The organism is Arthrobacter sp. TE12232 (assembly GCF_054062615.1).
Window position 1 is genome coordinate 3,688,173 of sequence record NZ_JBSSFK010000001.1, and the last position, 12,817, is coordinate 3,700,989.

Annotated in this window: 9 protein-coding genes; 8 read left to right on the plus strand and 1 reads right to left on the minus strand. The window is 68.1% G+C overall.

Features of this window, described 5'->3' with window-relative positions; translation table 11 throughout:
• Positions 1–154: 154 nt before the first annotated feature.
• The gene (locus ACVWZ7_RS16550) at positions 155–2,005 is read left to right on the plus strand and encodes an ABC transporter ATP-binding protein (protein WP_456508493.1); all 1,851 of its coding nucleotides are present in this window, start codon (positions 155–157) and stop codon (positions 2,003–2,005) included.
• Here the strand turns inward: ACVWZ7_RS16550 and ACVWZ7_RS16555 are convergent.
• Positions 1,992–2,612 carry a hypothetical protein gene (locus ACVWZ7_RS16555; RefSeq protein ID WP_456508494.1) on the minus strand — a complete coding sequence of 207 codons (621 nt, stop codon included), beginning with the start codon at positions 2,610–2,612 and terminating at the stop codon, positions 1,992–1,994. The two genes, ACVWZ7_RS16550 and ACVWZ7_RS16555, sit on opposite strands and share 14 nt — an antisense overlap.
• Positions 2,613–2,698: 86 nt before the next feature.
• On the opposite strand from ACVWZ7_RS16555, the gene ACVWZ7_RS16560 reads away from it, so the two are divergent.
• From ACVWZ7_RS16560 to guaA, 7 genes are all read left to right on the plus strand, one after another.
• Entirely contained in the window at positions 2,699–3,835 is a 1,137-nt protein-coding gene (locus ACVWZ7_RS16560; RefSeq protein ID WP_091252098.1) for a GuaB3 family IMP dehydrogenase-related protein, read from the plus strand.
• Between the two features lie 111 nt (positions 3,836–3,946).
• Positions 3,947–5,698, plus strand: a complete 1,752-nt coding sequence (locus ACVWZ7_RS16565; RefSeq protein WP_116765044.1) for a glycerol-3-phosphate dehydrogenase/oxidase — start codon at positions 3,947–3,949, stop codon at positions 5,696–5,698.
• An 89-nt stretch (positions 5,699–5,787) separates the two neighbouring features.
• Entirely contained in the window at positions 5,788–6,276 is a 489-nt protein-coding gene (locus tag ACVWZ7_RS16570) for a PTS sugar transporter subunit IIA (protein ID WP_456508495.1), read from the plus strand.
• A gap of 428 nt (positions 6,277–6,704) precedes the next feature.
• The gene (locus ACVWZ7_RS16575) at positions 6,705–9,059 is read left to right on the plus strand and encodes a DUF222 domain-containing protein (RefSeq protein ID WP_456508496.1); all 2,355 of its coding nucleotides are present in this window, start codon (positions 6,705–6,707) and stop codon (positions 9,057–9,059) included.
• Positions 9,060–9,586: 527 nt separating this feature from the next.
• The gene (locus ACVWZ7_RS16580; RefSeq protein WP_456508497.1) at positions 9,587–10,558 is read left to right on the plus strand and encodes an SURF1 family protein; all 972 of its coding nucleotides are present in this window, start codon (positions 9,587–9,589) and stop codon (positions 10,556–10,558) included.
• Positions 10,555–11,064, plus strand: coding sequence for a DUF3817 domain-containing protein (locus ACVWZ7_RS16585; RefSeq protein ID WP_116765042.1), 510 nt, complete (start codon positions 10,555–10,557; stop codon positions 11,062–11,064). Before ACVWZ7_RS16580 ends, ACVWZ7_RS16585 begins: the two co-directional genes overlap by 4 nt.
• Before the next feature lie 132 nt (positions 11,065–11,196).
• On the plus strand, positions 11,197–12,786 hold the full coding sequence (guaA, locus tag ACVWZ7_RS16590; protein WP_344362539.1) for a glutamine-hydrolyzing GMP synthase: 1,590 nt from the start codon (positions 11,197–11,199) through the stop codon (positions 12,784–12,786).
• The last annotated feature ends 31 nt before the right edge of the window (positions 12,787–12,817 follow it).

Here is a 12,817-nt window from a genome sequence, read left to right on the forward strand (position 1 = left end):
GCTGTGAAACGGGTAAGCCCGCCGAAACTGCAGTTTCGGCGGGCTTACCCGTTTGTGGGCGCCCGGCTTCACCCGGGGCGGCGCCGCCCCACCGGTGCCGCACCCGCAGTCTCCGTACCCCGCCACCTCCGGGTCCCGGAACTAGGCTGGAGGCATGTCTGAACTCCTGCCCGCACGTGAGCCGAAACGCAAGCTTGCGCTGAAGCCCTACGCTCGCGCCGTGGCGCAGGTTCTGCGGGTGAGCTTCCAGGCCTCACCGGCCGCCGTCGTGATGAAAGTCCTCGGCTCGCTGATCTCGGCGCTCCTGCCGCTCGTCACCACCTACTTCGCCGCCCTGACTACGACGGCGCTGGCTGCCGCCTACGCGGGCAACACCGACGCTGGCCGGCAGGCCATCATTTACGTCATCATCACCGCGGCCCTCGGGCTCTTCTGGGGCGCGTTCAGCAGCGTGGACCGCTACATCCAGCAGCTCATGAGCTTCCGGGTCGGCGCGATCGTCGGTGATCTGATGTACGAGCGATTCCTCACCCTGGACTTCTGGCGCTACGACGACAAAGAGACGGTGGACCTGTACGACCGCGCCAAGCGCTTCTCCGATTCCTACGCACGGGTCCTTGACCGGATCGCCGCGATCTTCACCCAGCTCGTCTCGGTGCTCCTCGCCATCGGCGCGCTGCTGCTGGTCAGTTGGTGGATAGCAGTGATCGTCCTGATCGCGATCGTCCCCAGCGTCTACCTGCAGTTCAAACTCTCCCGCGAACAAATCGCGCACTGGAACACGCAGGTGGACTCGCGCCGGCAGCGCAGGATGATTGAAACCAACCTCCTCCGCCCGCAGCACATCGCCGAGATGCGGCTCTACGGAATCGTCGGCTACCTGATGGGGCTGCGCTCCAGGCTCCGGGACGCCGACGAGAAGCGCCGGCTGGACTTCCAGAAGCGCTACATCCCCAAACAGCTCGCGGCCGATGCCCTCCAGTACGGTGCGGAAGTCGTTTCCCTGATCTGGGTAGTCGGCCAGATCATCGCCCACGCCCAGCCGGTGGGGCAGTTCCTCTATGTCCAGCAGATTGTCAGCCGCGCCCTGTCCACGGCCAACAGCCTGGTCTCCTCGCTCAGCTCGATCGACGAGGACCTGGCGAACCTCAAGGACTACGAACTGTTCATGGCACTGCCCGTGCATTCCAGCCACGCCCGGCCCCTGCTGGAGGCGCCGAAGAGTGTGGAACTGCGGGACATCCACTTCACGTACACCGGCAGCGACCTTGAAGTCATCCGCGGAATTTCAATGACCATCCGGCAGGGCCAGCACGTCGCCATCGTGGGGGAGAACGGCGCGGGCAAGTCCACCCTGATCCGCATCCTGGCTGGCCTCTACCGGCCCGATTCCGGGCAGGTGCTGCTCGACGGTGTCGACCTCGCCGCCGTCGACGTCAAGTCCTGGCACCGGCACCTGGCGGTGCTCAGCCAGGAATTCCTGAAGTACGAGTTTGCCACGGCGGCGGAGAACATCTTCTTCGGCGACGTCGATTCGCCCCGCGACGACGGCATGATCCGCCGGGCCGCCGCGGATGCGGAGGCCCTGGAGTTCATCAACAAACTGCCCAACGGCCTGGACAACCACGTCAGCAACTGGATGGAGGATCCGCGCGGACGGAAGGGAAGCGGGCTGTCCGGCGGGCAGTGGCAGCGCCTGGCGATGGCACGGAACTTCTACCGCAACGCCTCATTCATGGTGATGGACGAGCCGACGTCGGCCATCGACGCGCTGGCCGAACACCGGATCTTCACGAGGCTCTTCGCGGACCGCGGCAGCACCATCATCGCCATCAGCCACCGCCTGGCCACGATCGAGAAGGCCGACGTCGTCTACATGCTCGAGGACGGCCGGATCGTGGAACAGGGCACGCACCGCGAGCTCGTGGCCCTGCGCGGCCGGTATTTCCGGATGTTCGAATCCCAGCTGACGGTCCCGGACACGGAGGACATCAGCGGAGAGTGACTGGGGCGCCTTCCACAGTGGTGCGCACCCGGGCTATGCCCGGTTCGGGCGGGACGCTGCTGAAGCCGAAGCCGACGGCGGGCAGGACCTTTGCCAGCGCGCCGGCGTCGACCCCGTCCCAGCTGACCGTCGCCGCGTCGATGCGGTGGAGATCGGTGACGCCGTAGTACTCGCGCCGACCGCCCCCGGCGGTGCCGGCAGTGCGCACCCCGGGGCTGAGAAGTCCCGCGAAGGGGCTGACGGCGCGCAGCCAGCGCGGGTGCACGGCCAGGGGCCGGGGGATGAGCCGTGCCGCCGTGCCGAGCGCGGTCCGGGCGCCGAGGGCAACCTCCAACAGCAGGTGCCCGGCGTCCACCGTCAGCGTTCCGCCGGCGTGCCGAACGGCAATGTCCACCACACGGGTTTCATCGAAGCTGTAGACGGCGGCGATGAATCCTGCCACCTCTGCCGTCGGGGCCAGCAGGATGCGCCGGCCCGAGGGCAGTTCCACCATGGCGTCGGCGAAAGTGCCGAACGGGGACTCCTGCCAGAGCCCCACCACGGCACGAAGTCCCGACGTCGTGCCGATCCCGGCGATGTGCCCGTCGAAGATCCACCGCATACCCATGCGGCCACCTTACGTCGGCAGCGGTCGCTGCGCTGCCGTACGGTCACGTTCACGGGGAAAACCGCGCCCTGGGATAACCTAGAGCAGTGACTTACGAGATTGAGATTGGCCGAGGCAAGCGTGGGCGCCGTGCCTACTCCCTGGATGACATTGCGATCGTCCCCAACCGTCGCACGCGTGACCCGAAGGACGTATCCGTCTCCTGGCAGATCGATGCCTACAAGTTCGACATGCCGGTCATCGCGGCACCGATGGATTCGGCCATGTCACCGGAAACCGTCATCGCCCTGGGCCGCCTCGGCGGCCTCGGCGTCCTGGACCTCGAAGGCCTATGGACCCGGTACGAGGACCCGCAGTCCGTCCTGGACGAAATCGCGGTCCTCGCGGACGAGACCAACAGCCCCGCCGTCACCCGGCGCATGCAGGAGCTCTACCAGGCACCGATCCAGCCCGAGCTGATCACCTCGCGCCTGGCCGAGATCCGCGCCGCCGGCGTCACCGTCGCAGGCTCCCTCACCCCGCAGCGCACGCAGGAACACTACAAGACCGTGGTGGCTGCCGGCGTCGACATCTTCGTCATCCGCGGAACCACCGTCTCGGCCGAACACGTCTCCAAGGACCACGAGCCGCTGAACCTCAAGCAGTTCATCTACGAACTCGACGTTCCCGTGATCGTCGGCGGGGCGGCCGGCTACACCCCGGCACTGCACCTCATGCGCACCGGCGCCGCCGGCGTCCTGGTCGGCTTCGGCGGGGGAGCCACCACCACCACCCGCCGCGCGCTCGGCATCCATTCGCCCATGGCTTCGGCCATCTCCGACGTCGCGGCCGCCCGCCGGGACTACATGGATGAATCCGGCGGACGCTACGTGCACGTGATCGCCGACGGCGGCATGGGCACCTCCGGTGACATCGTCAAGGCCATCGCCATGGGCGCCGACGCCGTGATGCTGGGCAGTGCCCTGGCCCGCGCCGAGGAAGCACCCGGCAAGGGCTGGCACTGGGGCCAGGAAGCCCACCACCTCGAACTGCCCCGCGGCGACAGGGTCAACGTCGGAACCGTGGGTCCGCTCGAGGAAGTCCTGTTCGGGCCGGGCCACCACACCAACGGCACCTCGAACCTGATCGGTGCGCTGCGCCGTTCGATGGCGACCACCGGCTATTCGGACCTGAAAGAGTTCCAGCGCGTCGACGTCGTCGTCTCGCCGTACGCCGGTAACTGAACCCGGCGCCGGGAACTGAACCCCACGCTGGCAGGTGATTGGCCCTGCCCATCCGGAAGACTTGGACGTAGTCTGGTGCCCTACGAGGTTTGATCCGGATGGAGGCGTGACATGAACAGTTTTCCCGGCGGTTCTCCCGTGGCCGGAGGTGCTCTTGGCCCCGCAGAGCGCGATGCTTCGATCGCGCTTCTGAAGGGCACGGGCGACCCGGGCAAGGAACTTGACATCCTGATCGTGGGCGGAGGAATCGTCGGCGCCGGCGCCGCGCTGGACGCCATCACTCGTGGGCTCAGCGTCGGCATCGTCGAAGCCAACGACTGGGCGGCCGGCACCTCCTCCCGGTCCTCCAAGCTCATCCACGGCGGCCTGCGTTACCTGGAGATGCTGGACTTCGCCCTGGTCAAGGAGGCGCTGCACGAGCGCGGGCTCATCCTTTCCGTCCTCGCCCCGCACCTGGCCCGGCCGGTGCCGTTCCTCTACCCGCTGACCAAGCACTTCGTTGAGCGCCCGTACGTCGGTGCAGGGATCGCGTTGTACGACGTCATGTCCATCACCGGCGGACACAGCCGCGGCGTTCCGTTCCACAAGCACCTGACCCGCCGCGGCACCCTGCGGGCCGCGCCGAGCCTGAAGGATGACGCCTTCGTAGGCTCCATCCGGTACTACGACGGCCAGGTGGACGACGCTAAGTACGTTGCCAACCTCGTCCGGACCGCGGCATACTACGGCGCACACGCGGTCAACCAGATGTCAGTCGTGGCCTTCCTGCGCGAAGGTGAGCGCGTGGTCGGCGCCAAGGTGGTCAATCACGAGGACGGCTCGAGCTTCAACATCCGGGCCAAGCAGGTCATCAACGCCACCGGGGTCTGGACCGACGAGACCCAAGCCATGGTGACGGACCGCGGACAGCTCAAGGTGCGCGCCTCCAAGGGCATCCACCTCGTGGTACCCCGTGACCGGATCCAGTCCACGGTGGGGCTGATCCTGCGGACCGAGAAGTCCGTGCTGTTCGTCATCCCCTGGGGCCGGCACTGGATCATCGGAACCACGGACACCGACTGGCACCTCGACAAGGCGCACCCGGCCGCCTCCAGCAAGGACATCGACTACCTGCTGGAACACGTCAACAAGGTCCTCAAGCGGCCGCTGACCCGGGAGGACGTCGAGGGTGTCTACGCCGGACTACGCCCGCTGCTGGCCGGGGAAAGCGACTCCACCGCCAAGCTCTCCCGCGAACACGTAGTGGCCCACCCCGTGCCGGGGCTTGTAGTAGTAGCCGGCGGGAAATGGACCACCTACCGGGTCATGGCCAAGGACGCCGTCGACGAGGCAACGCGCAGCATGGACGAGCGTGTCCCGCCGAGCTGCACGGAGTCCATTCCGCTGCTTGGAGCCAGCGGTTTCAAAGCCGCATGGAACAAGCGGAACCGGATGGCGGAGGAGACCGGCGTCCACGTGGCCCGGATCGAACATCTGCTCAACCGTTACGGCGCCATGGCTCCAGAGGTGCTGGCCCTCATCGCCAGCAACCCGGAACTGGCCGAGCCGCTGCCGGGCGCGGATGACTACCTCGCCGCCGAGGCCGTCTATGCCGCCACGCACGAGGGCGCCCGCCACGTCCAGGACGTCCTGACCCGCCGCACCCGGATTTCGATCGAGGCGTGGGACCGGGGTGTGTCCGCCGCTCCGGTAGTCGCTAAACTAATGGGAGACGTTCTCGGCTGGAGTGATGCGCAGCGCGAGGGCGAAATCAAGCACTATCTGGCCCGGGTTGATGCCGAGCGCCTGAGCCAGCAGCAGCCGGACGACGAATCCGCCGATGCCGCACGGTTGGGTGTGGAGGATATCGTCCCCTTGCGCTGAGACTCAGCTCCGGCCGGCTGTGCGGACCACAACGCTAGTCATATGACTGCCGGCCGGCGTGCACTGACGCCACTTCGAAGGGACATCTCTTGGCGGAACCACTGGACCGGTACGACGCCGAGCTCACCACGCCCGAGATGGTGATCCTCGAACTGGACGCCACGGACAAGCTCGACGCCACGTCCCAGCTCGCAGGGCGCATGTATGAGGCTGGGCGCATTTCCGATCTGGAGGGCTTCCTCAAGCAGGTCAACGCCCGTGAGCACCAGCTCGCCACCGGGCTGCCCGGCGGGGTGGGACTGCCGCACGCCCGCAGCGAGCTCGTCTCGCAGACCTCCATCGCCGTCGGCATCACGAAATACGGCAGGGCACTCGACTTCGGCGCCGCTGACGGCCCGGCCACCGTGATTCTGCTCATCGCCACTCCGGCGAGCTCCTTTTCCGACCACCTCGAAGTGCTCGCGACCCTGGCACGCTCACTGTCGAAGGAATCCTTCCGCGAGTCGCTCCGCCGGGCTTACGACCCCGAAGTGATCGCCGAACTGATCAATTCGAGCCTGGTGTTCTTCGACCACTAGGGATTGGGGCGGGCTCTTGCGTGTCGATTCCGTCGCCACGCGGGGATTCGGCTGCCCCACTGTGGGGGCGGGCTCTTGCGTGTCGATTTCGTCGCCGCGAAGGGACCCGGCAGCCCCGCTAGTTTTCCAAGGGCACGGCGCATGGCCGTTGCACCGGTCGCGAGTGACCCGGCTGGAGGATCAGTTGGTGCGCGCTGCCGGCATTGAAGTCACCGGGGCGCCGGAGTCCGTGCTCTTCTCGCCCGGAGTGCGCACGTAGTTTGGCCGGCCGCGGGTCCTGACCCGCGCACCCTGACCCGCGCCTTTGACCCGAGGGCGTTGACCCATGTGCCGTGAGAACTTGGTGGCCGGGCAACCACTTCGCGGCGGCAGTTGGCTCGCGCACGGTTCCCGCTAAAACTGTCAGACCCCCGGAGGAGACTGGTGTCATGGAAGCCGCCAGGGATTTCATTGAGTTCGGGGACGACGGGCACGGCACGGACCGGTGCACCGGTCGCGCTGCAGGCTGCGGCGCGGATCCCGGCACGGACCGCGACGCAGGCGGCGGCATGGGCCCGGCCCGGTGGTCGGGTGTGGATGTTGCGCTGGCCGCGTTGGAGGCTGTGGGTTCGACGGTGCTTCAGGATGCGGCGTTGTGGGATTTCCGGGCCGCGTCGGACTTCGCCGGGCGGGTGGAGGAGCTCTCGCGCCGGGTGGAGTTTTTGCAGCTGGTGGCGGCCGGCGCGGTGGACCGGACCCGGAAGCAGGCCTCCGCGGCGGCGAGGACGGCGGCGGGGGCCGGCACGTCGTGGACCACGGGCTGGCGCGACGACGCCCCCGGAATCTCTGCGGCTGAGGCGTCGCCCGGTTCAGCGGCTTCGCCCGATGCGCTGTCCGGGGAGGGTGTGCCGTGGGATGCGGCCGGTGACGCGGCGGTGGTCGATGACGGGTACCGGAACACGGCGGAGTTCCTGCGGGCGCGGCTGCGGATCAGCGCCCCGGAGGCCAAGCGCCGGCTCGCCCTCGCCGGGGGCCTGCTGCCCCGCCGGGGACTCACCGGCCAGCCCGTCCCGGCCGTGCACGCGGAGCTCGGTGCGGCGGTCGCGGCCGGGCAGGTCGCGTCCGGGGCCGCGACGGTCATCACGGCGGCGCTGGAGAAGGTCCGGCACGCCTGTGACGCCGGGGCCCTGGCGCGGATGGAGCACGCCCTGACGCGCACGGCCGCGGAGAACGACGCGGACTTCGTGGCCCGGGTGGCCCGGGGCTGGGCGGATGCGCTGGATCAGGACGGTGCCGAGCCCTCCGAGGAGCTGCTGCGCCGGCTGCAGGGCGCCTTCATCCGGCGCCGGCGCCACGGCCTGCACCATCTTGAGATTTTCGCGACCACCGAACAGTTCGAATACGTCCTCACCGTCATGAACACCGGCACCAACCCCCGCACCGGCACCACGGACACCGCCGCCGCCGGGACCACGAAAGCCGCCGCCTCTGAGGGATCGGCCGCCGGCGCCGCTTCTGAGGACCCCACGGCCGGCGCTGAGGGCTCCGCCACCGGTGTCGCCGCCTCTGATGGCTGGGCCGCAGGTGCAGAGACGGTCGCCGGCCACGGCTGGACGGTTGATGCCACCGGCGGTGCCGCCGCTTCTGCTGGCTGGGCCGTGGGTTCCGGGGCTGCGGCCGTTCACGGCTGGGCAGGTGATGCCACCGACGCTGAGGCCACGCCCGTTTCTGCTGGCTGGGCCGCCGAGCCCGCCGGCACGGCTTTCGCCGTGGGGTGGGCTCCCAGTGCGGCCGCCGGCGAGCGTTCGAGCCTCGGACACGCCGACGCAGCCGGTGCCGGCGGTCAGTGGCCGGTCACGGATGCCGGGGCCGGCGTGTCGGCCTGTGATGCCCGGGCCGCGGGCGTGTCGACTCCGGCGGATGCCCAGGCTCCCGCCCCGGGGAATCATGCCGTTCCAGATGACGCCCCCGCAGCAGCGGGCCAGCCGGTCCCTGAGGAGGATCCGGGGGCGGCGGGGCTGGATCATCGGTCCCGGGCCCAGCGGCTGCTGGACGGCCTGGTCGGTGCCTGCGAAATCGCCCTCGCCACCGGCGGCCTGCCCGCCGCCGGCGGGCTCCGCCCCCAGGTCATGGTCACCATCGATTACCGGGACCTGCTGAACCGGCTCGGCACCACCCCCGACGCCCAGACCGGCCCGACAGAAGGTCAGGAAACGGCGGCTGGGGCGGGCGAAGCCGGTGAGGCCGCCGGCCAGGCCGGCCCGGCGGAAGCTCAGGAAACGGCCGGCGCGGGCGGCACCGCGGCCGCGGCGGCCGGCGTGGAGCCGGCCGGTTCGGTGTTCCGGCCCGCGGGAGGGGTGCGGGAAACGGGTGCGCTGCTGTTCACCGGTCCCGTCACGGCCTCCACGGTCCGGAAGATCGCCTGCGACGCGGACATCATCCCCGTCCTGCTCGGGGGTGAGGGACGGATCCTGGACATCGGCCGGGCCTCCAGGATCTTCCCGCCCCACCTCCCCAAGGCCCTCATCGCCCGGGACCGGGGCTGCGCGTTTCCCGGCTGCACCATCCCCGCGCCCTGGTGCGAAGCCCACCACATCACGTACTGGTCCCGAGGCGGGACCACGGGCACGGAGAACGGGGCCCTGCTCTGTTCCCATCACCACCACCTGATCCACAAGGAAGCGTGGACCATCCGGCTGCGGACCGGGGTTCCCTGGTTCATCCCGCCACCCCACATCGACCCCGGCCAGAAGCCCCGCCGCAACCACTACTTCACACCCGCCCGACTTGCCCGGGCCGCATGACCGCGGCCCGGAGAGTGGCACCGCAGCACCTCAACGCGGCCTATGGCGGCAGACCGGTCAGTGGCGGCGTCATCCGGGCTAACGTGCCGGCCGTGTAATCACGGAGCCGGCGGTGGCGGCGTGATCCGGGCTAACATGCCAGCCAAGTGGACCAGGCAGTGACGGCGTGATCAGGTCGGCGAAGGCGGCTCCCCACGAAGGACGCATAACCGAGTTCCGTGTTGTGGCCAGTGAACATGACCAGGACTTACGACAGTGGCCGGGACAGAGACGACGGCTCCTCATGACGGCCCTACGACCGAGTCCCAACCGGTGCCAGGGAACCTGACGACGGCCTACGACCGAGGCCCGGTTGGCGACGGCGGCTCCTCATGACGGCCGCATATCCGAAGCGCGGGGGACGGCAAGCGCGGCATCACCTCAACTAGGTCCGGTTGTCTCTACCTCGTCGTTGCCGGGTCAGGGAGGGGTGGGTCCGGCGTCGGCCCGTTTCGTTGTTCTACAGGGGGACGAAGTACGGTTAAGAGGTGCTGAAAACTGCCCTCAAACCCCGCTGGATCGCAGGACTCGTGTTCGCGATCGCCATTTCCGGGGTCTTTGTGCTGCTGAGCCAGTGGCAGTTTGGCCGCTCAACACAACCCGAAGCCCCGGTCTCCACCACAACCGAGGAAACTCGCCAGCTTACGTCGGTCCTGCAGCCGGGCGGATTTTTCCCTGGTTCGGTGGCTGATCAGATGGTCTCGGCCACCGGAAGTTATGACCCCCAGAAACAGGTCCTCGTCCCGGGGCGACTGAATGACGGGGCCAAGGGCTACTGGATCGTTTCCGCCTTCGCCGTCAAGGATGCTCCTGTCCTGAAGGGCGGCGGGGCCACACCGCAGACCTGGATTCCGGTCGCCCGCGGCTGGATCGCTGATCCCTCGGACGCCGTCGCGCCGCCGTCGGGCACCATCGCACTGACCGGGCGGCTACTGCCGTCCGAATCGCCGCTGGCGAATACCGACCCCGGACCCGGCCGCGCGAGTGCCGTTTCGGTCGCCGAACTCATCAACGACTGGAACGTCAGCAGCTACCCGGGATTTGTCGCGGCAAAGACGGAACTCTCCGGCAGCACCGACGTCGGTGCGCTTGCCACCGGAGGCGACGTCAAACCCCTTCTGATTGGCCCGCAGCCGCCTGCGCAGCAGGTCAACTGGCTAAACCTGTTCTATTCCGTGGAATGGGTGGTCTTTGCCGGGTTCGCGTTGTTCATCTGGTGGCGTCTGGTCAAAGACGACTACCGCCGCGACCTCGAAGACGCCCTTGACGCGGAATCAGCCGCGGAATCGGCCGCGCAACCGGACAAGGATCCGGTGGCGCAACTGGACTCGGACCCGGCCGAGGAGTCGGTCAAGGAACGGGCCGGACAGGTGCCCGGCACCTCCAAAGACCCGCAGCCGCCGGCAGCCGAAGCGCATCGCACAGCCCCCAATCCCACAGACCCGAGAGTGCAATCATGATCGAGCCCCAACCCGCCATCCAACCCCAGCCAACCAACGGCACGGGGACAACCGGCAAGAAGCGTCGCTTCGGCGGCACCGAGGCCCAAATCCGGTCCGCCCTGAAGTTCTACAAAGTGCTCGCCTACCTGACGGGCTCGATGCTACTCCTGCTGTGCGCCGAGCTGATCGCCCGGTACGGCTTCGGGCAGTACCTCTACGTCGGCGGCACCGACGCCGTCACCGGCCAGCCGTTCGGCCTGGGCTTCGCCGACGCCGAGCCGCCAGGAGTGATCGGGGGCGTCAACCTCTCCATAACGGTGCTGATCGTGCACGGCTGGATGTATGTCGTGTACCTGATTTCCAACTTCCGGCTGTGGTCGCTCATGCGCTGGCCGTTCAGCAAACTGGTGATCCTGGCCCTCGGCGGCGTCGTGCCGTTCCTGTCCTTCTTCGTCGAGAAGAAGTTCCACGCAGAGGTCGAGGCCGAACTCGCGGCGAACCCCCAGGCTCCCCAGCGCTACTGAGCCGGGGAGACGCCGCGAACAGCGGCAGCAGCCGCCGTCGGGCGTGTGAGTTCGCTTACCCGGGGCTTGATTCGAGGCCCACAGCGGCTTCTCAATGTGCGGGCGGGTAGCGGCGCAAAGTAGGCTAGTGGGGTGACTACTCCCACTGCATCCCAGACGTCCCACAGGCCGGTTCTGGTTGTTGACTACGGTGCCCAGTACGCGCAGCTGATTGCCCGCCGCGTCCGGGAAGCGAATGTGTATTCGGAAGTGGTTCCGCATACCTTCACCACCGAGCAGCTGCTGGCCAAAAACCCCGCCGCGATCATCCTCTCGGGCGGACCCGCAAGTGTTTACGCCGAAGGCGCCCCGAGCGTTGGCGCCGATCTCTTCGAAGCCGGTGTCCCCGTCTTCGGCATCTGCTACGGCTTCCAAGCCATGGCCAACGCCCTCGGCGGCAAGGTAGCCCAGACGGGTCTTCGCGAGTACGGTGCCACCGAGACCACCACCTTGGGTGAAGGCCGGTCCATCCTGGCTGGCATGCCTCAGCACCAGAGCACGTGGATGAGCCACGGCGACTCCGTCCATGAGGCCCCTGAAGGCTTCGAGGTTCTCGCGACGACGGCAGGCGCCGAGGTGGCGGCCTTCGCCAACGAAGAGAAATGCCTCTACGGCGTGCAGTGGCACCCCGAGGTCAAGCACTCGGCCTACGGCCAGCAGGTCCTGGAGAACTTCCTGTTCAAGGGCGCCAAGCTGGAACCGAACTGGACTGCAGGCAACATTCTCGAGGAACAGGTTGACCGGATCCGTGAGCAGATCGGCGATGCCCGGGTCATCTGCGGACTGTCCGGCGGCGTCGACTCTGCAGTGGCTGCCGCCCTGGTGCAGCGCGCGGTCGGCGACCAGCTGACCTGCGTTTTCGTGGACCACGGCCTGCTGCGCGAGGGCGAGGCCGAACAGGTCGAACGCGACTTCGTGGCCGCAACCGGCGTCAAGCTCTACGTCGCCAACGAGCAGGAGCGGTTCCTGAGCGCCCTGGCCGGTGTCAGCGATCCCGAGACCAAGCGCAAGATCATCGGCCGCGAATTCATCCGCGCCTTCGAGGAAGCCGAACTGGCGATCATCGCCGAGGCAGCGGCGCACGGCGAAAAGATCAAGTTCCTCGTCCAGGGCACCCTGTATCCCGACGTCGTCGAATCCGGCGGTGGCGAAGGTGCAGCCAACATCAAGAGCCACCACAACGTGGGCGGCCTGCCCGAGGACCTGCAGTTTGAACTCGTTGAGCCGCTGCGCGCCCTGTTCAAGGACGAGGTCCGCGCGGTCGGCGCTCAACTCGGCCTCCCGCAGGAAATCGTCGGCCGCCAGCCGTTCCCCGGACCCGGCCTGGGCATCCGGATCGTCGGCGACGTCACCAAGGAACGCCTCGACCTGCTCCGCAAGGCCGACGCGATCGCCCGCGCCGAGCTGACCGCGGCCGGACTCGACAACGAGGTCTGGCAGATGCCCGTCGTGCTGCTGGCGGATGTCCGCAGCGTAGGCGTCCAGGGTGACGGACGCACCTACGGACACCCGATCGTGCTCCGTCCCGTGTCCTCCGAGGACGCCATGACGGCGGACTGGTCGCGGCTGCCCTACGATCTCCTGGCCCGGATCTCCAACCGGATCACCAATGAGGTGGACGGCGTCAACCGTGTGGTGCTGGACGTGACCAGCAAGCCGCCGGGAACCATCGAGTGGGAATAGCAGTGTGAATGGCCGGCCTTTCGAGGCCGGC